This window comes from Marinobacter bohaiensis (genome assembly GCF_003258515.1).
In the GTDB taxonomy this organism is placed as follows: Bacteria; Pseudomonadota; Gammaproteobacteria; order Pseudomonadales; family Oleiphilaceae; genus Marinobacter_A; species Marinobacter_A bohaiensis.
Map to the genome: position 1 here is coordinate 277,740 of NZ_QGEH01000003.1, position 22,468 is coordinate 300,207.

Annotated in this window: 22 protein-coding genes; 17 read left to right on the forward strand and 5 right to left on the reverse strand. The window is 66.2% G+C overall.

The genetic code is table 11. The features are described from left to right. Positions 1 to 132 precede the first annotated feature (132 nt). From DKK67_RS16090 to DKK67_RS16110, 5 genes are all read left to right on the forward strand, one after another. The gene (locus DKK67_RS16090; RefSeq protein WP_111497521.1) at positions 133 to 1,344 is read left to right on the forward strand and encodes an acyl-CoA dehydrogenase family protein; all 1,212 of its coding nucleotides are present in this window, start codon (positions 133 to 135) and stop codon (positions 1,342 to 1,344) included. A gap of 30 nt (positions 1,345 to 1,374) precedes the next feature. Beyond that, complete coding sequence (locus DKK67_RS16095; protein ID WP_111497522.1) at positions 1,375 to 2,190, forward strand: SDR family oxidoreductase; 816 nt, start codon at positions 1,375 to 1,377, stop codon at positions 2,188 to 2,190. 28 nt (positions 2,191 to 2,218) lie between these two features. Next, the gene (locus DKK67_RS16100; protein WP_111497523.1) at positions 2,219 to 3,283 is read left to right on the forward strand and encodes a phosphotransferase family protein; all 1,065 of its coding nucleotides are present in this window, start codon (positions 2,219 to 2,221) and stop codon (positions 3,281 to 3,283) included. Further along, positions 3,283 to 3,972 (forward strand): histidine phosphatase family protein, encoded by a 690-nt coding sequence (locus tag DKK67_RS16105; RefSeq protein ID WP_111497524.1) that lies wholly within the window; start codon positions 3,283 to 3,285, stop codon positions 3,970 to 3,972. The genes DKK67_RS16100 and DKK67_RS16105 overlap by 1 nt, the downstream gene beginning before the upstream one ends. 80 nt (positions 3,973 to 4,052) lie before the next feature. After that, positions 4,053 to 4,823, forward strand: coding sequence for an SDR family oxidoreductase (locus DKK67_RS16110; protein WP_111497525.1), 771 nt, complete (start codon positions 4,053 to 4,055; stop codon positions 4,821 to 4,823). A gap of 28 nt (positions 4,824 to 4,851) precedes the next feature. Here DKK67_RS16110 and dacB read toward each other — a convergent pair whose 3' ends face one another. After that, the gene (dacB, locus tag DKK67_RS16115; protein ID WP_111497526.1) at positions 4,852 to 6,384 is read right to left on the reverse strand and encodes a D-alanyl-D-alanine carboxypeptidase/D-alanyl-D-alanine endopeptidase; all 1,533 of its coding nucleotides are present in this window, start codon (positions 6,382 to 6,384) and stop codon (positions 4,852 to 4,854) included. 369 nt (positions 6,385 to 6,753) lie between these two features. On the opposite strand from dacB, the gene DKK67_RS16120 reads away from it, so the two are divergent. The 3 genes from DKK67_RS16120 (at position 6,754) to DKK67_RS16130 (ending at position 9,186) form a co-directional block, all read left to right on the forward strand. Then, complete coding sequence (locus DKK67_RS16120; RefSeq protein ID WP_111497527.1) at positions 6,754 to 7,524, forward strand: glutathione S-transferase N-terminal domain-containing protein; 771 nt, start codon at positions 6,754 to 6,756, stop codon at positions 7,522 to 7,524. Positions 7,525 to 7,623: 99 nt separating this feature from the next. Continuing rightward, entirely contained in the window at positions 7,624 to 8,541 is a 918-nt protein-coding gene (locus DKK67_RS16125; protein WP_111497528.1) for an aldo/keto reductase, read from the forward strand. After that, the gene (locus DKK67_RS16130; protein ID WP_111497529.1) at positions 8,542 to 9,186 is read left to right on the forward strand and encodes a hypothetical protein; all 645 of its coding nucleotides are present in this window, start codon (positions 8,542 to 8,544) and stop codon (positions 9,184 to 9,186) included. Here DKK67_RS16130 and dkgB read toward each other — a convergent pair whose 3' ends face one another. Then, a complete protein-coding gene (gene dkgB / locus DKK67_RS16135) occupies positions 9,187 to 9,996 on the reverse strand; it encodes a 2,5-didehydrogluconate reductase DkgB (RefSeq protein WP_111497530.1) in 810 nt (269 codons plus the stop codon). It abuts the gene before it with no gap. A 314-nt stretch (positions 9,997 to 10,310) separates the two neighbouring features. On the opposite strand from dkgB, the gene DKK67_RS16140 reads away from it, so the two are divergent. The 6 genes from DKK67_RS16140 to DKK67_RS16165 all read left to right on the forward strand — a co-directional run bounded on the left by DKK67_RS16140 (position 10,311) and on the right by DKK67_RS16165 (position 17,002). Next, complete coding sequence (locus tag DKK67_RS16140; RefSeq protein WP_111497531.1) at positions 10,311 to 11,294, forward strand: zinc-dependent alcohol dehydrogenase family protein; 984 nt, start codon at positions 10,311 to 10,313, stop codon at positions 11,292 to 11,294. A 37-nt stretch (positions 11,295 to 11,331) separates the two neighbouring features. After that, positions 11,332 to 11,745: a GFA family protein gene (locus DKK67_RS16145; RefSeq protein ID WP_111497532.1), complete on the forward strand. Its 414-nt coding sequence runs from the start codon at positions 11,332 to 11,334 to the stop codon at positions 11,743 to 11,745. Continuing rightward, on the forward strand, positions 11,711 to 12,412 hold the full coding sequence (locus tag DKK67_RS16150; RefSeq protein WP_111497533.1) for an ABC transporter ATP-binding protein: 702 nt from the start codon (positions 11,711 to 11,713) through the stop codon (positions 12,410 to 12,412). Before DKK67_RS16145 ends, DKK67_RS16150 begins: the two co-directional genes overlap by 35 nt. Beyond that, positions 12,412 to 14,646: an FtsX-like permease family protein gene (locus DKK67_RS16155; RefSeq protein WP_111497534.1), complete on the forward strand. Its 2,235-nt coding sequence runs from the start codon at positions 12,412 to 12,414 to the stop codon at positions 14,644 to 14,646. Before DKK67_RS16150 ends, DKK67_RS16155 begins: the two co-directional genes overlap by 1 nt. After that, complete coding sequence (locus tag DKK67_RS16160) at positions 14,643 to 15,755, forward strand: lipocalin-like domain-containing protein (protein WP_111497535.1); 1,113 nt, start codon at positions 14,643 to 14,645, stop codon at positions 15,753 to 15,755. Before DKK67_RS16155 ends, DKK67_RS16160 begins: the two co-directional genes overlap by 4 nt. 113 nt (positions 15,756 to 15,868) lie before the next feature. Next, the gene (locus DKK67_RS16165) at positions 15,869 to 17,002 is read left to right on the forward strand and encodes a glycerate kinase (RefSeq protein WP_111497536.1); all 1,134 of its coding nucleotides are present in this window, start codon (positions 15,869 to 15,871) and stop codon (positions 17,000 to 17,002) included. Here DKK67_RS16165 and DKK67_RS16170 read toward each other — a convergent pair. Continuing rightward, positions 16,994 to 18,139: a PQQ-dependent sugar dehydrogenase gene (locus tag DKK67_RS16170; RefSeq protein ID WP_111497537.1), complete on the reverse strand. Its 1,146-nt coding sequence runs from the start codon at positions 18,137 to 18,139 to the stop codon at positions 16,994 to 16,996. The genes DKK67_RS16165 and DKK67_RS16170 overlap by 9 nt on opposite strands. Positions 18,140 to 18,316: 177 nt before the next feature. On the opposite strand from DKK67_RS16170, the gene DKK67_RS16175 reads away from it, so the two are divergent. Both DKK67_RS16175 and DKK67_RS16180 read left to right on the forward strand, forming a co-directional pair. Beyond that, positions 18,317 to 18,532, forward strand: coding sequence for a dodecin (locus DKK67_RS16175; protein WP_111497538.1), 216 nt, complete (start codon positions 18,317 to 18,319; stop codon positions 18,530 to 18,532). Positions 18,533 to 18,580: 48 nt separating this feature from the next. After that, a complete protein-coding gene (locus DKK67_RS16180) occupies positions 18,581 to 19,330 on the forward strand; it encodes a ZIP family metal transporter (protein ID WP_111497539.1) in 750 nt (249 codons plus the stop codon). Here DKK67_RS16180 and DKK67_RS16185 read toward each other — a convergent pair. Then, entirely contained in the window at positions 19,312 to 21,111 is a 1,800-nt protein-coding gene (locus tag DKK67_RS16185) for an ABC transporter ATP-binding protein (protein ID WP_111497540.1), read from the reverse strand. The two genes, DKK67_RS16180 and DKK67_RS16185, sit on opposite strands and share 19 nt — an antisense overlap. Positions 21,112 to 21,249: 138 nt before the next feature. Beyond that, complete coding sequence (locus DKK67_RS16190; RefSeq protein ID WP_111497541.1) at positions 21,250 to 21,699, reverse strand: YaiI/YqxD family protein; 450 nt, start codon at positions 21,697 to 21,699, stop codon at positions 21,250 to 21,252. A gap of 125 nt (positions 21,700 to 21,824) precedes the next feature. On the opposite strand from DKK67_RS16190, the gene DKK67_RS16195 reads away from it, so the two are divergent. Beyond that, the gene (locus DKK67_RS16195) at positions 21,825 to 22,418 is read left to right on the forward strand and encodes a histidine phosphatase family protein (protein WP_111497542.1); all 594 of its coding nucleotides are present in this window, start codon (positions 21,825 to 21,827) and stop codon (positions 22,416 to 22,418) included. Positions 22,419 to 22,468 lie beyond the last annotated feature (50 nt).

Below are 22,468 nucleotides of genomic sequence, written 5' to 3' on the forward strand. Positions count from 1 at the left end.
TACAGTTTATATGAAACGATAAGAATAATTCAGTCGTCTAATGCGGTTGAGCGAACGTAGACTGCCTGAACTGTTGGAGCGCGACGGATAGGCCGCCGCGCTGTCTACGATTTTCGGCCCGGAGCACTCGCTATGGACTTCAGCCCCTCGGAAAAAGGTCTGGACTACCTCAATCGCGTCAAGGCGTTTATCCGCGATGAGATTCAACCCATCGAAGCCACCTATTACGCGGACATGGCGTCGCTGGACAACCGCTGGGTGGAGCTGCCCATCGTCGCTGAGCTCAAGGCCAGGGCCCGCGAACAGGGGCTGTGGAACCTGTTCCTGCCGGATGAGGAATACGGCTGCGGCCTGACCAACGCCGACTACGCCATGATCGCCGAGGAAACCGGCCGCAGCTTTATCGCGCCGGAGATCTTCAACTGCAACGCGCCGGACACGGGCAACATGGAAGTGCTGATCAAGTACGGCTCCGAGGCGCAGAAAGACGCCTGGCTGGGCAAGCTGCTGGCCGGCGAGGTGCGCTCCGCGTTCTGTATGACCGAGCCGGCGGTGGCGTCCTCCGATGCCACCAATATGGCCGCCACCGCAGTCGTGGAAGGCGACGAGGTGGTGCTCAACGGGCGCAAGTGGTGGAGCACCGGCATTGGCCATCCCAAATGCGAAGTACTGATCTTCATGGGCCTGACCGATCCCGAGGCGCCCAAGCACCGTCAGCATTCCATGGTGCTTGTGCCCAAGGACACGCCGGGCGTGACGGTCGAGCGCATGTTGCCCGTGTTTGGCTCCTACGACGAACCCTACGGTCACGGTGAAGTCAGCTTCGACAACGTGCGCCTGCCCAGGAGCGCCATCATCGTCGGGCCGGGCAAGGGCTTCGAGATCGCCCAGGGCAGGCTGGGGCCGGGACGGGTGCACCATTGCATGCGCGCCATTGGCGCCGCCGAGCGGACCCTGGAAATCCTGATCCAGCGGGCCATGACCCGCGAAGCCTTCGGCAAGCCCCTGGCCAAACTGGGCGGCAACCCGGACATCATTGCCAACGCCCGCATGGCCATTGAACAGGCCCGCCTGCTGACCCTGAAATGCGCCTGGTTGCTGGACACCCAGGGCATCATGGGCGCGTTGAGCGAGGTGGCCATGATCAAGGCGGTGATCCCGCAGATGCTGCAGACCATCGTCGACAACGCCATCCAGATCCACGGCGGTGCCGGGGTCAGCGACGATGACTTCCCGCTGACCCAGCTGTTCGCCTACGCCCGCGTGCTGCGTCTGGCGGATGGACCGGATGAGGTGCACCGTGGCACCGTAGCCAAGCTGGAACTGAAGAAATACGCCCAGTAATCGCTTCACGAATAACAACAGGACAACCACATGACAAAACGCGTTTTTATCACCGGCGGCGCCAGCGGCCTGGGCCGGGCGATGGCCCTGCGCTACGCCCGGGAAGGGGCCCGGGTCTGCATCGGCGATATCCAGCCGGAGCAGGGCGAAGCCGTCGAACGGGAGATCAGCGAAGCCGGCGGCGAGGGCCTGTTCCTGCCCTGCGACGTGCGCCGCATTGCCGACCTGGAACAGGTGAAGGAGCAGCTGGTGGCGCGCTGGGGCGGCGTGGACGTGGTGGTGAACAACGCCGGCGTGGCCTCCAGCGGCAGCATCGAAGGCACCACGCTGTCGGACTGGGAGTGGATCCTCGACATCAACGTGATGGGCGTGGTGCGCGGCTGCAAGGTGTTCACGCCGCTGTTCAAGCAGCAGAAGCAGGGCGCTTTCGTCAACATCGCCTCCATGGCGGGACTGATGCTGGCGCCGCTGATGGGCAGCTACAACGTGTCCAAGGCCGGCGTGATCGCCCTGTCCGAAACCCTGAGTATGGAGCTGCGCGATCACGGCGTCCGCGTGAGCTGCGTGTGCCCGGCGTTCTTCCCCACCAACCTCACCGATTCCATGCGTTCGGAAATGCCGGGCATGGACGCCAACGTCAAGAAGCTGATGAAGCGCTCCGGCATGACCGCCGAGCAGGTCGCCGACGACATTGTGCGTGCTGAAGAGAAAGGGGAATTCTGGGTCCTGCCCCACGCCAAGGAACGCCGCATGTGGATCCTCAAGCGCCACGCGCCCTGGGCCTTTGACTGGTTGATGCACCAGGAGAGCAAGCGCTGGATCCGTAAATTCGGGGGCGCCGCCTGAGCGGTCCCCACGGCAAGGAGACAAGTTGATGACGCAGATTGATCAGGCCGTCGATATTCGTGACGGCGAGGAACTGGACGCCGCCGCCGTCGACCGCTTCATGAAACAGGCGATTCCGGAGCTGTCCGGCGAGCCCGCGATCCGCCAGTATCCGGGGGGCGCCTCCAACCTGACGTATCAGGTGGATTACGGCGACCGCTCGTTCGTCCTGCGTCGCCCGCCGTTCGGACAGATCGCCAAGTCCGCCCATGACATGCTGCGCGAGGCGCGGGTGATGCGCGCGCTCAAGCCGGTCTACCCGGACGTGCCGGAGATCATCGCCATCTGCGACGACCACGACGTGCTGGGCTGCGACTTCTACGTCATGGAGCGCTTCAAGGGCATCATCCTGCGCCAGGATTTCCCCGGGGATTTCGACCTGTCCGCGGAAGACACCCGTCGTCTGTGCCTGAACGTCATCGACAAACTGGTGGACCTGCACCGGGTCGATCCCGTCGCCACCGGTCTGGACCAGCTGGGCAAGGGTCCCGGCTACGTGCAGCGCCAGATCGGCGGCTGGAGTAACCGCTTCCGCAAGGCCCGCACCGCCGACGTGGGGGATTTCGAGGCGGTGATGAGCTGGCTGGACGACAAGATGCCGGACGACATCGCCCAGTGCGTGATCCACAACGATTTCCGCTTCGACAACGTGGTGCTCAACCCGGACAACCCGTTCGAGGTGACCGGGGTGCTGGACTGGGAGATGGCCACCATCGGCGACCCGCTGATGGACCTGGGTAACAGCCTGGCCTACTGGATCCAGGCGGATGACGAGCAGCCGTTCCAGATCCTGCGCCGCCAGCCCACCCACCGGCCGGGGATGCTTACCCGGGACGAGGTGGTCGAGTACTACATGGATCGCTCCGGCTACCGCGCCGGGCGCTTCGATTTCTACGAGATCTATGGCCTGTTCCGGCTGGCGGTGATCATCCAGCAGATCTACTACCGCTTCTACAACGGCCAGACCCAGGACAAGCGCTTCGCCATGTTTGGCCACGCTGCCAACTACCTGGAGAAGCGTTGTCAGCGTCTGATCGAAGCGAGCGACCTGTAATGGCGACCCTGTACCTGATCCGTCACGGCCAGGCCAGTTTCGGCAAGGCCAACTACGACCAGCTGTCCGACACCGGCTGGGAGCAGGGGCGCGTGCTGGGCCGCTGGCTGGCGGACAAAGTGACGCCGGCGGCCTTGTTCTGCGGCGACCTGCAACGCCACCGCGAGACCGTGACCGCCATCGGCGAAGGCTACGGGCAGCCGCTGCCCGAGCTGCAGATCGACCCGGGCTTCAACGAGTTCGATCACGAAGCGGTGGTGCATGCCCTCAAGCCCGCCTGGGCGGACCGCGACGCCATGGCCCGGGACCTGGCGACCCACGACAAGCCGCGCAAGGCCTTCCAGCAGGCGTTTGCCGAGGCGGTCCAGCGCTGGGTGAGTGGTGAGCACGAGGCCGACTATCCGGAAACCTGGGCGGCGTTCCAGGCGCGGGTCGGCGCCGCGCTGCAGGCGGCGATCGACGGTGCCAACGGCGGTGACGTGCTGGTGGCCAGCTCGGGCGGCCCCATCGCCGTGGTCATGCAGCAGCTGCTGGGACTGGACGACCGGCGCGCGCTGGCGCTGAACGAAGTGATCGCCAACACCAGCGTGACCCGCATCCTGTTTTCCGGCGGCCGGCGCAGTCTTTCGGGGTTCAACGGTTATGCCCACCTGGAAGACCGGGCGCCGGAACTGGTGACATTCCGCTGATCCGGATCGTACCGACTTCCCTCAAAGCACACAGACACGACACAAGACAGAAACAACACTAGACAGACACTGGAGACACCATGAGTCAGAAAGACCTGTTCGACCTGTCCGGCAAGATCGCCCTCGTCACCGGCGCCAGCCGCGGCATCGGTGAGAGTGTGGCGCGCCTGCTGGCGGCCCGGGGCGCGAAGGTGATCGTCAGCAGCCGCAAGATCGAGGGCTGTGAGGCGGTGGCTTCAAGCATCCGGGAGGCCGGTGGCGACGCTGAAGCCTACGCCTGCCACATTGGCGAGATGGAACAGATCGAAGGCCTCTGGTCCCACATTGAAGCGACCCACGGCCGGCTCGACGTCCTGGTCAACAACGCCGCCACCAACCCCCACTTCGGGCCGATCGAGACGACCGAGCTGTCCGCCTTCCAGAAGACGGTGGACGTGAACATCCGCGGCTACTTCTTCATGTGCGCCGGCGCGGCCAAGCTGATGAAGAAGCGGGGCGGCGGGGCCATCGTCAACGTGGCGTCGGTCAACGGCGTGGCGCCGGGGCATTTTCAGGGGATCTATTCGATCACCAAGGCGGCGGTGATCTCCATGACCAAGGCCTACGCCAAGGAGCTGGGCGCGCAGAACGTGCGTGTGAACGCGCTGCTGCCGGGGCTGACCGACACCAGGTTTGCCAGCGCCCTGACCACCAACGACGCCATCAAGAAGCAGGCGCTGATGCACATTCCCATGAACCGCATGGCCGATCCGGACGAAATGGCGGGTACGGTGCTGTATCTGGTGTCGGACGCCTCCAGCTACACCACGGGCAGCTGCCTCAACGTGGATGGCGGTTACCTGACCGTCTGACCGGTGCGCCAGCGGAACGGGGCTCGCGTCAGCGAACCTCCGTTCCCGAGTCCACATGGGCGCTTGAAAAGGCTGTACCGACGGGTGGTTTCAGGTAAAGCGAGTAGAGCACCTTGTCCAGCAGCGCCTGGCCGTTCCAGGCCGGGGCGTGGTTGACCAGGCCGATGACCGCCCAGGTGGTGTCGTTGGTGTCCCGGGTGAAACCGGCGATGGAGCGCACGTTCTCCAGGTAGCCGGTCTTGATCCGGCCCAGGCCGGCCATGCCGGTGTTGCGCAGACGGCGGTGCATGGTGCCGTCCATCGCGATCAGCGGCAGTGAGGCGATCAGGTCGGCGGCATAGGGGCTTTGCCACGCCGCCTGCAGGATCTGGGCGCCCTGGCGCGCGCTGATGCGGCTGTCCCGGGACAGGCCGGAGCCGTTGTCGATCATCAGCCCGCGGGTGTCCACGCCTTTGCGCTTCAGCCAGCTCATCATTTCACGAACGCCCGCCTCGCGGTCGTCGGCGTCCGCCGGCTGCCGGTTTTCCGCGCCGATCGCCAACAGCAGCTGGCGTGCCATGACGTTGTTGCTCCATTTATTGATATCGCGGATGGTGGTCACCAGGTCCGGCGAGTTGGAGGTCACCAGCAGTTGATTGTCCTCCGGCGTTTCCGCCAGTCGGTGGCCGCCGGTAATCAGTCCGCCCATCTGTGTCCACACCGTACGCAGGGTGGCGGCGGTGTAGGCTTCGGCGGACATCAGGGACAGGTACTTGGTGGTGCGGCAGCCGCGCGGCAACTGGCCGGTGACCGTCATCCGGATGGTGCCGTCCTCGCGGGTTTCCGAGGTCCAGTCGAATCGGTGGCGTGACGGGCAGTCTGCTTCCGGCCGGGCGGTGATCCGGTTGTCGATGACAATGTTGTCCAGCGCCGGCGTCACCCAGGCGGTCGTGCCGCGTTCGTCGGCGCGTACCTGGAAATGCAGCAGGTTGAAGTTGGTCAGGTAGGGCGATGGTTGCACCAGGAAAGGCGCGTGGTCGTTGTCGCCGTTATCGTCGAACGCGGGCAGACCGTTGGGCAGATTGAACACGCTGCCGTCGAGCACGATGTCGCCGTCGATGGTGTCGATGCCCATGCCGCGCAGCTCGGAGAAGGCACTCCAAAGCCGTTCCAGACTCAGGTGCGGATCGCCCGCGAGCGTGATGTACAGGTCGCCTTCCAGGGTGCGGCCGACCAGTTGGCCGTTGGTGGAGAACCGGGTCTGCCAGCGATAGGTGGGACCAAGGATTTCCAGCGCGCCGTAGGTGGTCACCAGCTTCATGATTGAGCCCGGGCTCATGGGTTCGTCGGCGTTGATGTACTGGGGCAGGCCGGGGCCGTTGAGCGGCACCGCGGCGACACCCATGGCCTCACGGGTGTCCATGGCCTTGACCGTCGCCTTGACGATCTTGTCGGACCAGGGCGTGCGCGGCGTATCATCGGCCACAGTCTGGCCGGTCCAGAGGCCGGCGAGCAGGGCGAAAGCAAAAGACAGAGGGCGGACCCGACCACGTTTCCCACGGAAAGCGGCTGTGGCTGACATGATTGTTCATCCTCTAACAGAGATGTCGAGTTACAGCACAGGTGAAGGCGGCGAGACACTGCGTGGCATCGGGTTTCTTTTCGGACCCGCTGGCCAGACTCCTCCATAAAATAGCCCAGAAGCCGGCCCAATGCCTATGACTGATTTTGATACATAACGTTAAAAGGATAGGGTAAGTTGATCTTTTAAAGCGGTTTTGTCAGTGCTGTGTAACCAGCTTGGCTGTCGCCGCAGGGTTGTTACGACGGGACGGCCAAGGCTGCGGTCTGCGTAATGCATTGAAATGATGGCAGTCTCCGGCCAGCCTCGGTGTTTGCGCTGGCACGGACCCCGTTCACATTCGTTTGCCAATCAACACAGGACGACAACATGCCCCAGACCCTGCAACACCACGTCAAGGTTCTTGGTTCGGTCGCCACTTCGTCGCTCACGGCCTGGCGCGGCTGCATGGTGGTTGAGGCGGCCCGGGCGCCGGCCAAACCGCTGGTCCTTTACGATATGGAGGGCTGCCCTTATTGCCGCCGGGTGCGGGAGGCGTTGTCGGCGCTGCACCTGGATGCCGACATCCGGCCCTGCCCCAGGGGCGGCACGCGCTATCGCCCGGAAGCCCAGCGGCTTGGCGGAAAGCCATTGTTCCCGCTGCTGGTGGATCCCAATACGGACCGGGTGATGTACGAATCCGCCGATATCGTCAGCTACCTGTTCAGCACCTACGCCCAGCGGGATGTTCCCACTTACTATCGTGCCTGGCCCCACCAGCCGGTGCTTGGCAGTCTGGCCAGTATGGCGCGGGGGCTGCGGGGCTTGCGGGCGCGTCCGGCGCGGGCTGCGGATCAACCGTTGCACCTGTGGAGTTTCGAGGGCAGCCCCTATTCCCGGCTGGTGCGGGAGCGGCTGTGTGAGTTGGAACTGCCGTACCGCCTGCACAACCTGGGCAAGGAGCACTGGTCGGAAATCGGCCCGGCCAGGCGGCGGATCAAGGCGGGGCCCTACGAGCCCATTCCCGGCGGCAAGCGGGCCCGCTTCTTCGAGGAGCACCAACGGGTTCAGGTTCCGTTCCTGGAAGACCCGAATACCGGGGCCGCACTGTTCGAGTCCGCTGCCATTCTGGATTACCTGGACCAACAATACGCCGTCTGACCCGACCTGTACTTCGGCGGTCTGTGCCGTACAATGCTCAGGAAATGTACAGCGCCGTCGTCATTGGCGATGCCGGTCGGTAACGTCGGGAGTGATCTCATGGGACCTTTGCTGAACCGTCGTCGATTTCTGGGAAGCCTGCTGGCTCTGGGTGTGAGCGCCCGCCTACCGCGCGCTTTCGCCCAGCCGGCGCCCATCACACGGGCGATCCCGGCCACCGGTGAGTCCCTGCCGGTGATCGGCATGGGCACCTGGCGCACCTTCAACGTCGGTTCCGATCCGGGGCTGATCGAAGACCGCACCCGCATCCTCGAGCTGTTTTTCGATCGCGGCGGCGCCGTGGTGGACTCCTCGCCCATGTACGGTTCCGCCGAAGCGGTGGTGGGCAAGGCCATGATCAAGCTGGGCCGCTACAACGATCTGTTCTCCGCCACCAAGGTCTGGACCGGCGACGAAGACAGCACCCGCGACGAGGTGCGCATTTCCGGCAACCTCTGGGGTGTGGAGACCTTCGACCTGATGCAGATCCACAATCTGCTGGGCTGGGAGGGGCACCTGGCCAACCTCAAGGCGATGAAGGAGGAGGGGCGCATTCGCTACCTCGGCATCACCACGTCCCACGGCCGCCGCCACGCCGAGCTTAAGGCCATCATGGAGCGCGAGCCGCTGGATTTCGTCCAGCTCACCTACAACATCCTCGACCGCGAGGCTGAGCAACAGCTGCTGCCGCTGGCCCGGGAACGCGGTATCGCCATCATCGCCAATCGCCCATTCCAGGGCGGGCGCCTGTTCGACCGCTTCCAGTCCGAGCCCCTGCCGGAGTGGGCCGCGGAGGCCGGTTGTCAGAACTGGGCCGAGTTCTTCCTGAAATTCATCGTCTCCCATCCGGATGTCACCTGCGCCATCCCGGCCACCACGCAGCTAGAGCACATGCGCGAGAACATGGGCGCCCTCTACGGCCGCTTGCCGGATCCGGCACAGCGGCAACGGATGATCGATTACGTCGAGTCCCTGTGAATGCTGGATTACCACCTGCGCGATTTCCTGATGTTCACGCCGGAGGTCTACCTGCGCCTGTTCGTGCGCCTCAACGAGCTGCTCTGGCCGGGGGCTCTGCTGGCCCTGCTGTTGCTGGCGCTGATGCCCTGGCTGCTGGCGTCCGGGCGTGTCGGCTGGCGACGCGGCGCCTACCTGATCCTGGCGCTGGGGTGGGGCGCGACGGCGCTGCTGTTCCTGCACCGCTTCTACGCGCCGATCAACTGGGCGATGGCGTACATGGCCTGGGCGTTCGGGATACAGGCGCTGCTGCTGGTTGCGGCGGGGCTGGCGGCGCCGATACGGCGAATGGACTGGCGCTGGACGATGGGCGGGATTGTGCTGGTGCTGGCCCTGTGCGCGGCACCGGCACTGGATTACGGCGGCATCACCGCCTGGGGCTGGCCGGGGCTGACGCCGGCGCCGACCGTCTGCCTGACGGTCCTGCTCCTGCATCCATTGCCCGGTATCTGGCGCTGGCTGCTGCTGCCGGTGCCCGTGGTCTGGTTGCTCCTTGACGGCCTCACCCACTGGACGCTGGCGACAAGCTGGTCGCTGGTGCCGCCGGTGGTGGGGGCGCTGTTGCTGGTCAGCGCCCTGTGGCCCACACGCCGGCGGGAGACTTGATCAATCCCAGTCCGGGGCGAACTCCGGATTGGCGATGCGCTCGTCGCGGTTGAGCTTGTCGATGGCGTCGATCTCGTCGATCGACAGTTCGATGTCCAGCGCGCCCAGGTTGGATTTCTGGTGATCCGGCCGGGTGGAGGAAGGGATCGGCACGATGCCCTGGGACGCTACCCAGGCGATGGCGACCTGGGCCGCCGTGGCATTGTGGGCGCGGGCAATGCCGGCCAGGGTCTCGTCGTCCATCACGCGACCCACCGCCAGCGGCATGTAACCCGTAACCTTGATGCCCAGTTCCTGCACGTGGCTGACCACCTTGCGATTGCTCAGGAAGGGGTGCACTTCCACCTGGTTGGTGAGGATCGGTGTGTCGCCCAGGATCACGCGGGCGTTGTCGAGCTGCGCGTTGGTGAAGTTGGACACGCCCACGTGACGGGCCAGGCCCTCGCGCTGGGCGTCGCGCAGTGCGCCCAGATACTCTTCCATGGGCACTTCGTCGTCCGGGGACGGCCAGTGGATCAGGGCCAGATCCACGTGATCCGTCTTCAGCCGTTGCAGGCTGTCCTTGAGGCTGTTCATCAGATCGCTGGCGCGCAGGCGGTCGTGCCAGACCTTGGTGGTCAGGAAAATATCACGCCGCGGAATGCCACTGGAGGTGATGCCATCACCGACTTCCGCCTCGTTCCCGTAGATCTGGGCGGTGTCGATGTGCCGGTAGCCCAGGGACAGGGCGCTGCGTACCGCGTCGCGCGCGATATCGCCCTTGAGTCGAAACGTGCCCATGCCAATGGGCGGCAAGGTATCCAGTGCCATGGCAACTCCCTCAGTAACGTTAAACGAAAATAAAGATGGTGAGGTTCAGGGAGCCTCTGGAAGAGCCCGCCTGCCCACAGGCAATCGGAAAAGATGGCGTCCGCGCGAGTGCCGGGACGCTTCCAGAGGATCTCTGGCTATCTTCTACGTTGGGGGGATTCGCCCCATTCTTCAAGTCCTTTTTACGCCCCGCCGCAAACTTTTTTGAGCTGGGTGATGTTGGCGGAATTCACCAGCGTCCTGACCGATCTCCCCCTGTTGCCACGCCCTGGTGCGGCCTAAGCTGGGCCGTATACCCACAAGGAGACACAACGATGTTGCAGGCTAAGTACGAGCGTCGCGGCCCGGTGCCGCAGGATGTGATCGATGCGGTCGAGGTGGACACCCCAGAGCCGGGTCCGGGGCAGGCGCTGGTCAAGGTGCTGGCGGCGCCGATCAATCCGTCGGACGTGCTGACCCTGACTGGTGAGTACGGCATGCTGCCACCGCTACCGGCGATTGGCGGCAACGAGGGCGTGGCCCGGGTGGAAGCGCTGGGGCCGGAGACCGACGGCCCCGAGGTCGGCCAGACCGTGCTGCTGCCGGTGGGAATCGGCACCTGGGTCAGCCACGCCGTGGTGGACGCGCGCAAACTGGTGCCCCTGCCCAATGAGGCTGACCCGCGCCAGTTGGCGATGATGACCATCAACCCGCCCACCGCGATGCTGATGCTGTCGGAGTTCGTTGACCTGAGCGACGGCGACTGGGTGATCCAGAACGCGGCCAACTCCGGTGTGGGCGGTTACCTGATCCAGCTGGCCAGGCTCCGTGGTCTGCGTACCGTCAACGTGGTACGGCGCGAATCCGCCGTGGCGGGCGTGCGCGAACAGGGCGCGGACGTGGTCGTGGTGGACGGTCCGGACCTGGCGAAACGGGTGCGCGAAGCGGTCGGCGACGGTCACGTGAAGCTGGCCATCGACGCGGTGGGCGGCGCCAGCACCGACCACATCGCCGACTGCCTGGACGAGGGCGGCACCCTGGTCAACTACGGCATGATGAGCGGCGAGCCCTGTCAGGTGTCGCCGCGCAACATCGTCTTCCGCAACGTCACCGTCAAGGGTTTCTGGCTGGCGAAGTGGTTCGAGCAGGCCAGCCGCGAGCAACAGATGCAGGTCTTCGGCGAGCTGACGAAACGGATTGCGACCGGTCAGCTTCAGGCCCGGGTCGCGGGCGAGTATGATGTCTCCCAAATCAAGGCGGCGGTGGCCGCAGCGGCCTCGGGTGAGCGGGATGGCAAGATCCTGATTGTCCCGGAATAGGGCCGCCCACCGCCCGGTCACGTTGGAGACAAGCAGCATGAAAACCGGTCAGTGTCTGTGCGGTGGCATAAAGTTCGAATACCGGGGGCGGCTGGGACCGATTGCCCTGTGCCACTGCAGCCAGTGCCGTCGCGCCCAGGGCAGTGCCTTTGCCGCCAACAGCCCGGTGCAGCAAGTGCACTTCGAGATTGTCCAGGGCCAGGACCTGGTCAAGGAGTTCGAGTCCCGCCCGGGCAAGTACCGCGCCTTCTGCCGCGAATGCGGCAGCCCGCTTTACAGCCGTGTGGACGCCATCCCCGGCATCCTGCGTTTGCGGGTCGGCACCCTCGATGGTCCGTTGGACCAGGCGCCGGCGTACCATGTGTACGTCGGCTCCAAGTCCGACTGGTTCACCATCACCGACGACCTGCCCCAGTATGAGAAGACCGACAGGACCAACGATCCCCACTGATTCGCCGGACGGCGCCGGGCCGGTGGTGCGCGCCCGGCAGCTGGTCAAGCGTTTCCGTTCGGCGGCCGGGGCGGTGCCCGTATTCGACGGCCTCGACCTGGAGCTGGCGCCCGGCGAATCGCTGGCACTCATGGGACGCTCCGGCTCCGGCAAGAGCACGCTGCTGAACCTGCTCTGCGGTCTGGAGCCACTTGATGCCGGTGAGCTGAGTCTGTTCGGCCAGAACGGCGGCGCCCTTTCTGCCGAAGCCTGGAGCGGGCTGCGGCGCGCCCATATCGCCACGGTCTTCCAGGAAGCCAACCTGATGCCCGCCATGACCCTGGCGGAAAACGTGCGCCTGCGGGCGCAGTTGGCCGGCCAGGCGTCGGTGGACGCGGCGGGCTGGCTGGCGCGTCTGGGGCTGGATGGACTGGGCGATCGTTATCCGGATCAGGTGTCCGGCGGCCAGCGCCAGCGTGCGGCCCTGGCCATGGCCTTCGCGATGCAGCCGAAACTGCTGCTGGCGGACGAACCCACCGGCAGTCTGGATCGCCACACCGCCGATGACGTCGCCGACGTGCTGTTCGATTTCCAGCATGAGCAGCGCTGTCCGATGATCCTCGCCACCCACGATCCGGCGCTGGCGGAACGCTGCGACCGGGTGCTGCGGCTGGGGGCCGGGTCGTAATGCGCGGCGCCCTGTGGCGAGCCTCGCTCAGTCACTACCGGCGCCATCCCGGTCAACTGCTCGCCCTGTTGCTGATCATCCTGCTGTCCACGGCCCTGTGGAGCGGCGTCTGGGACCTGACCCGCCAGGCCCGCGACAGTCTGCAGCAATCCTCTCAATGGCTTTCCGATCTGCACGACATCCAGCGCGATGACGGCGCGCCGCTGCGCGTCGACGATTTCGTGCGTCTGCGCCGGGCCGGGGTGTGCGTCGCGCCGTGGCTGGCGGTGGCCGACGACGGGGGCGATCAACGGATCGGCATCGATGGCCTGGCCATGGGTTGCTTTCCCCGGTCCCTGACCCGCGGCGACGCCCTGTCGGGCGAGGGGCCGTTTATCGATATCGGCGAGGCGGTGCGCCAGACAGAGGCGGCCGGGCGCGACGCGGCGCTGCGCTTGCTGACCCCGAACGGGGATGCGGCGCTGCCGCCGGGCTACCGGTTGGCGCCGGCGGAACAGCGCCTGCAGACCGGTGAGCTGGCGGACAGCTTCCTGTTCAACCTGGATGCCCTGTGCGTGCTGGTGCTGTTGATCACCGGTCTGCTGGTGCGCAGCGTCTACCTGCTGGGGCTGTCGCAGCGACGCAGCAGTTTTCTGCTGCTGCAGCGTTACGGCGTGCCCGGGCGAGCGCTGCAACGCCAGCGCCTGCTGGAACTGGGGCTGATCGCGGTCGTCGGCGCCCTGCCGGGCACGCTGCTGGGGCTGATGCTGGCGTCGGGCTTCGCCAGCGGCTTCGGCCGCATCATGGCGGGCCTGTTCGACGTCAGCCTGTTCGCCGCCGATCTGTCACCGATGCGCTTCCTGCCGGTGCTGGTGGTGACGGGGATGGTCATGCTCTGGGGCCTGCTGGGGGATCGGCAGGCGCCCGGTCGCTCCCATCGCGTTGGGCTGGGTGTGGCAGTGCTGATGCTGCTCGCCGGTCTCGTGGGGCTGCTGGCCGGGCAGCGGTTGTCCGTGATCTTCCTGGCCCTCGCGGCGGTGTTCCTTGGCACGGGGCTGCTGACCCCGACCCTCCTGGCACGCCTGCTGGATCGCGGCGCGCAGCGCACGCGCCAACCGCTGCGCCAGTGGAGTCTGCGCGAGCTGGCGGTGATGCTGCGTCGCCTGGCCCTGCCGGTGGTGGCGCTGCAGTTTGCCGCGGCCACGGTGATGGCCATCCAGGCGCTGGTAACCAGTTTCGAGAGCACCTTCCAGCAGTGGCTCGACCAGCGGCTGCAGGGGGATGCCTTTGTCCAGTTGGTCGATCCGTCCGATCTGGCGCCGGCATTGGTTGCCCTGGAGCGGAACCCGGCGGTGCTCGACGGGTACCCGGTGCGGCGCGGTCAGGGCGAGCTGGCGTCCGGCCCGTCGGTCGATCTGCTGGCGCTGCCGGCCGGGACGCCCCAGCTGCAACGCTGGACGTTTATCGCAGCCGTTCCCGAACCCTGGGCGGCGTTGGCGGATGGTGCGGTGATGGTCAACGAACAGCTCGCCCGCCGAGAGGGAATCGACCCCGGTGACCGAGTGGCCTTCCAACTGGCGGGTGAGCGCCGGGACGCCTCCGTCGCGGCGATCTACGCCGATTACGGCCGGCCCCGGGGCGAGATCCTGCTGGCCGCGAATGCCTTGCCGCCGGCGTTTCGTCCCGATTTTCTCAGCCTGACCCTGACGCTTGCACCGGACGCGCAGGTGGCGCCGGTGCGCGCCTCGCTCGCCGGCGAACTGCCGCCGGCCGCCTTCGAGGTGCGGGACAACGCCACCGTACGCGGCCTCGCCGAGCGCATCTTTCGCCAGACGTTCGTGCTGACCCGCGCCATCAGCCTGCTGACCCTGGTGCTGGCCGGCGTTTCGTTGCTGGTACTGGGCTGGGTGTTCTTCGGCACGCGGCGCTGGTACTTCCACCTGCTGCGGGTCTGGGGGCTGGGGCGGCGCGCCCTGGGCTGGCGGCTGTGCGGACTGTCGCTCGGTCTGACGATGCTGGCCACGCTCGCGGCGCTGCCGCTGGGCGTGTTGCTCACCTGGGCCCTGGTGCAGCGGATCAATCCGGCGGCGTTTGGCTGGTCCCTGCCGATGACGGTCTACCCGCTGTTCTGGTTGCAGATCCTGGGGCTGGCGGCCGCGATCGGCGGCCTGGTCGGCTGGCTGATCCAGCGTCAGGTTGGCGACCGGCCGCCGGAACCGGTGGGCGTGCATCAGGTGCAGGGAGCCGACCGATGAGTGTCCGGACTGTGTGGATGGTCGTGCTGATCGGCTGGGGGGGCGTGCTGGCGGGATGCGGACGCGAGGCGCCCGAGCCGGCGGGCTTTGCCGGTCTGGGCGACGCGCTGTCGAGTGCCGAGGCGGACGATTTCCGGCAACCCCGCGCGGGGGATCGCATCCGTCTGCCGCGGGATCTGGGGCCGCATCCCGATGTGCGCATCGAATGGTGGTATCTGACCGCCAACCTGACCACCGCCGACGGCCAGCCGCTGGGGCTGCAGTGGACCCAGTTCCGCCAGGCCCTGGCGCCTCGGGCTCCCGGGGACAGCGCGCCGGCGGCGGAGACCTGGCCATTGCAGTCGGTGTGGATGGCGCACGCGGCGCTGTCACGCCCCGATGAGCATCACTTCAGCGAGCGCGTGGCCCGGGGCGATATCGGCCATGCCGGCGCCCGCGCCGAGCCGTTTGCGGTGTGGCTGGACGACTGGTCGCTGCGCACCACCGACAATGGCCGCGTCTGGCAGCTGTCGGTGGCCGCCGACGAATGGTCCTATGACCTGACGCTGCGTCCCCGCCGCGCGCCCGTGCGGCACGGCGATCACGGTTTCAGTGCCAAGTCCGCCAGCGGCGAGGGCTCGATGTACTTCAGCTACTTGGACCTGGCCATCGAGGGGCAGGTGACGGTCGACGGGGTGACCCAGTCGGTAGAGGGGGCGGGCTGGTTCGATCGCGAGTGGAGCAGCCAGTTCCTGCGCTCCGACCAGCGCGGCTGGGACTGGATGGCGCTGCAGCTGGACAGCGGCGCCCGGGTGATGGCGTTTCGACTGCGGGAAGCGGACGGAGCCTTCCTGTCCGGCACCTGGATCGGTCCGGACGGCGATGTGCAGGCCCTGACCGGCGACGATTTTACCCTGGAGCCCGACCAGCGGCGTGCGTTCGCGACCGGCACGGTGCCGGCGGGCTGGCGTCTGACCATTCCGGCGCAGGCGGTGGACCTGAACGTCGAGGCCATGCCCGGTAACTTCTGGAACCGCGGGCTGTATCCCTATTGGGAAAGCCCGGTGTCGGTCTCCGGCTCCCACAGCGGACGCGGCTACCTGGAACTGACCGGTTACGAGGCGGACTGAGCACCCAGGCGCGGTTGTTGCTTTACTTTCAACAGGTCACTGAACAACAAACGCCCTTGCCCAGTGAGAATGCCTTTGTCCTGCGTGCTTGGCCCTGCGAGAGAGGAACGCCCGTGCCCCACATCCTGATTGCCCCCGATTCGTTCAAGGAAAGCCTGACCGCCGCCGAGGCGGCCCGCGTGATTCGCGAGGGGCTGAGCGAGGTCCTGCCCGCCGCGCGCTATACCGAACTGCCCCTGGCGGACGGCGGCGAAGGCACCATGGAGGCGTTGGTCACCGCCGCCGGCGGGCGCTATGAGGAAACCGAAGCCACCGGCCCCGACGGCAACTCGCTCAAGGCGCGCTTCGGCCTGATCCATGACGACAGGACCGCGGTGATCGAGATGGCCGAGGCCAGTGGTCTGCAGAAGCTGCCGCTGGCCCGGCGCAATCCGCTGAAAACCACCAGCCGGGGTACCGGCGAGTTGATCCTGGATGCACTGGATCTGGGCGTCGAGCAGGTGATCCTGACTCTGGGTGGCAGCGCCACCAACGACGGCGGGCTGGGCATGGCGCAGGCGCTGGGCGTCAAGGCGCTGGACGCGTCCGGCAAGCCGGTGGCTGCCGGGGGCCAGGGCCTGCTGGAGGTGGCGTCCCTCAACCTGCATGAGCTGGACACACGCATTCCGGCGACCCGCTTCCGGGTGATCTGCGACGTCGACAATCCGCTGACCGGCCCCGCCGGGGCGACCTACGTGTTCGGGCCCCAAAAGGGGGCGACGCCGGAAATGCTGATTGCCCTGGATCAGGGGATGGCCCGCTACGGGGCGCTGCTGGAACAGGTGGTCAGTCGCAAGCTGGTCAGCCTGCCCGGGGCCGGTGCGGCCGGTGGCACTGGCATGGCGGCCTGCGGTTTCCTGGGCGGCCGGCTGGAGCCCGGCGTGGATGTGGTGATGGACGCGGTGGGGCTGCGCGCCCATCTCAAGGAAGCCGATCTGGTGGTGACCGGCGAGGGTCGTATCGATGGCCAGACGGCCCACGGCAAGACCCTGGCCGGCCTCGCCCGGGAGGCGGCCCAGGCCGGCGTGCCGGTGGTGGCGCTGGCGGGCAGTCTTGGCGACGACTATGAAGAGGCGCTGGCCTGTGGCATCAGCGCCATCTTCGGCATCACGCCCACGCCCATGGCGTTGGAGGATGCCCTGGCGCAGGCGGAACAGAACCTTCGCCGCACCGCCCGCAATGTGGGCGCGCTTTATGGACTAGGGTGAGCCGGCTGTGGTGATGCGCAACACCTGGCCGTCCGAGTCGTCGGTCAGCAGCCACAGGGCGCCGTCCGGCCCGACCTTGACCTCGCGAATCCGCGCGTCCATCTCGGTGAGCAGGTCTTCTTCTTCCTCCACCTGCTCGCGCTCATTGACCCGCAGTCGCACCACTTTCTGGAACTTGAGGGCGCCCACGAACAGGTCTCCCTGCCAGTCGGGAAACATCTCCCCGTCGTAGATCGCCAAGCCGGAGGGTGCGATGGAAGGATCCCAGTAGTGCAGTGGCTGGGCCATGCCCGGCGCCTGGGTCTTGTCGGTGATCGGCAGGCCGCTGTAGCCGATGCCGTAGGTGATCTCCGGCCAGCCGTAGTTGGTGCCGGCGCGGATGACGTTGACCTCGTCGCCACCGCGCGGACCGTGCTCGTGGCTCCAGATCTCGCCGGTCTGCGGGTGGGTGGTCATGCCCTGGATGTTGCGGTTGCCGTAGGTGAAGAAGGTGGCGTTGGCGCCGTTGCGGTCGAAGAACGGATTGCCCGGTGCCGGTTTGCCGTCAACGGTGATGCGGTGCACGCCGCCGGCGTCGTCCCCCAGATCCTGGGCGCGGGGTTTGTCGCCGCGGTCGCCCACGGGCACATAGAGGTAACCGTCCCGGTCGAACGCCATGCGTCCGGCGAAGTGGCGGGTGGTGTTGGAACGGGGCAGGGCCTCGAAGATGACCTCCACATCGCTCAGCGCGCCGTTCTGGTAACGGGCGCGGGCCACGCGGGTGGTACGTCCGCCGGCGTCGTCGTGGGCGTAGCTCAGGAACAGCAGCCGGTTCTGTTTGAATTCCGGGTGCAGGATGATGTCCAGCAGCCCGCCCTGGCCGCCGTAGGCAACCTCGGGCACACCGCTGACCGGTTCGTCCAGCAACTGCCCGGCGCGCAAAATGCGCAGGCGGCCGGGTTTCTCCGTAACCAGGATGTCGCCGTTCGGCAGGAACGCCAGGCCCCAGGGGTATTCCAGGCCATCGGCGACGCTCTCCACCTCGTAGTTGTGATGGCGGGACTCGAAGGTCTCGGCCTCAGCCAGGCTGCCCAGACAAAGGCTGGCGGCCAGGGCGAGGGCCGGTGTGACCGGGTGGCGGGGTTGCGCATTGCTCATCGTTTGCTGCCTCCTGCACGTCTAACGGTGATAGCTTTCAGTGTGGTGTTGGATATACCCCATGGCAAAAGGTTCAGATGCATGACCGGAGTCACTTGCATCCTGTGCCATACTGACCGCATCCACATTTCGCTTTCCATCCACCGCGTTTGGTTGCACAACGGAAGGAGACGACCCATGTCGGATCATCATATCTACAAGAAAGTCGAGATTGTCGGATCGTCCAGGGACAGCATTGAAGATGCCATCAATAATGCGCTGGAAGAATGCAGCAAAAGCATCAAGAATATCGAATGGTTCGAGGTGACCGAGACCCGCGGTCACGTCGATAACGGACGGGTCGGGCACTACCAGGTGGTGATGAAGGTCGGCTTCCGTATCCAGGGGAGTTGAGCACGCATCGTCTGATGCCCACCCAGGCAGTGAGGGCGCCGTAACCCGATGACGTCAATCTGGATGACGGTGGTACTGACCACCCTGGCCGGCGCCGCCATGCCGGCCGGTGCCCTGTTTGGACGGGCCGAACAACTGGTCCCCCGCTGGCTTGATTCCGAATTTCGCCATTCGGTGATCGCATTCGGTGGGGGCGCGCTGCTCTCCGCCGTGGCGCTGGTCCTGGTGCCCGAAGGAATGGCCGTGCTGGCGCCGCACTGGATTGCCCTGGCCATGATCCTCGGCGGAGCTTTCTTCGGTTACCTGGATGCGCTGCTGACCCGCTTTCGCGGTTCGGTGTCGCAACTGCTCGCCATGCTGGCGGACTTCCTGCCCGAATCCCTGGCGCTGGGGGCGTTGCTGGCGGTGGACGGCGCCGGTGGCGTGTTGCTGGCGCTGCTGGTGGCTGTGCAGAACCTGCCCGAGGGCTTCAACGCCTACCGCGAGCTGGTGGCGACCGAGCCGCCGGAACGGCTGCACCGCAAGCGCCGGGCCCAGGCCCTGGAGGGCAATATGGTGCTGGTGCTGTTCTGTTGCCTGGTGCCGCTGGGGCCTTTGGCGGGGCTGGTTGGCCATCTGTGGCTGGCCCAGCACGCGGCGGTGCTGGGCTTTATCATGCTGTTCGCCTCCGGCGGTATCCTCTACCTGGTGTTCCAGGACATCGCGCCGCAGGCGAAACTGGAGAAGCACTGGGCGCCCTCGTTGTGCGCCGTCATAGGCTTCCTGTTCGGGGTGCTGGGTCAGACGGTGGTGGGCTGAAGCGCCTCAATCGCCCCGGTCTGCACTCGCCACTGGGCCGCGTAGTTGCCGTCCCTGTCGATCAGCTCCCGATGGGTGCCGCGCTCCAGCACTTCGCCGTCCTGCACCACGGCGATCTGGTCGGCGTGGACGATGGTCGACAGACGGTGGGCGATCATGATCACCGTGCGGTTGTGGCCAATGCGCTGCAGCGAGCGCTGGATCGCCGCCTCGGTTTCGTTGTCCACCGCGCTGGTGGCTTCGTCCAGTACCAGGATGGGCGGATCCTTCAACAGGGCCCGGGCCAGTGACAGGCGCTGGCGCTGGCCACCGGACAGCCGCACCCCGCGTTCACCGACTTCCGTATCCAGCCCCTCCGGCAACGCCTGGATGAACCCCCAGGCTTCTGCGGTTCGGGCGGCGTCGATGATGTCCTCATCGGAGGCGTCCGGGCGGCCATAGGCAATGTTGTCGCGGATGCTGCCGTCGAACAGGTAGACGTCCTGGCTCACCAGGCCGATGGTCTGGCGGATCGAACGCAGGCTCACGTCCTGGATGGCCTGGCCGTCGATGCGGATAGCGCCTTGTTGCACGTCGTAGAAGCGCAGCAGCAGCTTGATCAGCGTGGACTTGCCGGAACCGGTGGAGCCGACCAGAGCCAGGGTGTGGCCGGCGGGCACGTCGAGGCTGATGCCGTGGACGCCGGCGCCGCTGGCGCCGTACTCGAAGTGCACGTCGTCGAACTGCACGGCGCCCTTCACCGGCTGGGCCAGCTCGCCGCTGCCTTCGTCACGCACGTGGATGGGTTCGGCGATCAGGTCGAGGATGCGGCGGGTGCTGGCCATGGCGCGTTCGAACAGGTCCACCACCTCGGCCATGCCGGTTACCGGCCACAGCAGACGCTGGGTCAGGAACACCAGTACGCCGTAGGCGCCCACGTTCAGCTCACCGCTGATCGCCATCATGCCGCCGATAGTGAAGGTGGCCAGGAAGCCCACCAGAACCGCCATACGGATCAGCGGGATGAACGCCGAGCTGATGCGGATGGCGCGGCGGTTGGCCTGCACGTAGGCCTCGCTGGACTCGCGCAGGCGTTCGGCCTCGCGGGCCTCGGCGGTAAAGCTCTTGATGGTGGCGATGCCGCCCAGGTTGTTGGCCAGGCGGTTGGACAGGTCACCCACTTTCTGGCGCACGTCGGCGTAGAGCGGGCCGGCCTTGCGCTGGAAGTAGAAGGCCCCCCAGATGATCACCGGGATCGGCGTAAACGCCATCAACGCCACCTTAGGTGAGATCACGAAGAACACCGCACCGACCGCCACCACGGTCACCAGGATCTGGATCATGGCGTTGGCGCCGCCGTCCAGGAAGCGCTCCAACTGGTTGACGTCGTCGTTCATGGTGGCCACCAGCTGGCCGGAGCTGTTGGACTCGAAGAAGTTCATGTCCAGCCGCTGGGCGTGTTCGTAAGCGTCCTGACGCAGGTCCGACTGCAGGCGCTGGGCCAGGTTTCGCCAGGCCAGCTGGAACAGGTATTCGAACAGCGACTCGCCCGCCCAGATGAAGAACGTCAGCGCCCCGAGCACCATGATCTGGGATTCGGCGGTGGTGAAGCCGAGGGCGGCGACGAAGCTTTCTTCCTTGTTCACCACCACGTCGATGGCGATCCCGATCAGGATCTCCGGCGCGATATCGAACAGCTTGTTGATGATGGAAAAGGACGTGGCCGTGATGATCTGGCGCCGATAGCCGCGCGCGTAACGCAGCAGTCGCCCCAGGGCCTGGAAACTGTTGGTGCTGGACATGCCATTTCTCCGATGCGGAAGCCGTGCCCGGAGGGTGTGGGTCGGGCAGGGGAAAAGGCGCACAGCCTAGCGGAATTTGCAGGGGCTTGAAAGCGAATCACTATCGCGCGGGGTGGCCGTCAGGCGGCCCGGCCCGGGCTATCGCGCGTGCTTCTGCAGCCAGCGGTCGAGCTGGTCGGCGAAGGCCTTGCGGTCGGTCTGGGAGAAGCCGGACGGGCCACCGGTCACCTGTCCGGCATTGCGCAGCTCTTCCATGAAATTGCGCATGGCCAGGCGTTGGCGGATGTTGTCCGGGGTGAACGGCTGGCCGCGTGGGCTCAGGGCCGCGCCGCCACGCTCTATGGCCTCGGCGGCGAGGGGGATGTCCTGGGTGATGACCAGGTCGCCGCTGCTGAGTTGCTCGACGATCTCGTTGTCCGCCACGTCAAAGCCCTGCGGCACCTGGCGGGTCTGGATGAACGGCGACGGCGGCACGTTGACCCGCTGGTTGGCGACAAAGGTCACCGTCACTTTCCAGCGGTTGGCGGCGCGGCAGAGGATCTCGCGAACGGGAACGGGACAGGCATCGGCGTCGACCCAGATGGGCATGGCAACTTCTCCAGTGTGTCGTGCCGCGAGGATACCGCGATTCACGGCGGAAGGGCAGGGGCGGTGAGCGATCCGGACCGCGGCGGCGTAGGATTGGAGAAAGGATCTCCGCGGAGGGTTTCATCATGCGTTTGGGGCAATGGCTGCAACGGGTTTCCGGTCTCTTTATCGTCGGGGCGCTCCTGACATCACCCAATGCCTGGGCCGACGAGGCGGGAGCCTGGCAGGCCCTGCGCGATGGCGAGGCGGTGCTGATCCTGCGCCATGCCCTGGCGCCGGGCATCGGCGATCCGGATCACTTCGACGTCAACGACTGCAGCACCCAGCGCAACCTGAACGACGTGGGCCGCCAGCAGGCTCGCGACTGGGGGCGTTTCCTGGCGCAGCAGGGCGTTGATCAGGCGCGGGTTTTCAGCAGCGCCTGGTGCCGCTGTCGGGAGACTGCCGAGTTGATGGATCTGGGGGCGGTATCCACGATGGCCTCCCTCAATTCCTTCTTCGGCGGCCAGGGCAACCGCTCCGAGCAGACCGCCGCCACCATCGACAACGTCAACGCCCTGCCGTCGGGGGTGCCCGTGGTCATGGTCTCCCACCAGGTCAATATCTCCGCTTTGACAGGGAGTTACACAAGTTCCGGGGAGGGTCTGATCCTGTCGTTGCCGCTCGGCGAGGGCAGCGAGGTGCTGGCGCAGGTGATGCCGCCGTCGGTGCAGAACTGAAGGTTCCGCCGACGAACGAATCGACTTGTGCAAAGAATGATCGGGGTCTA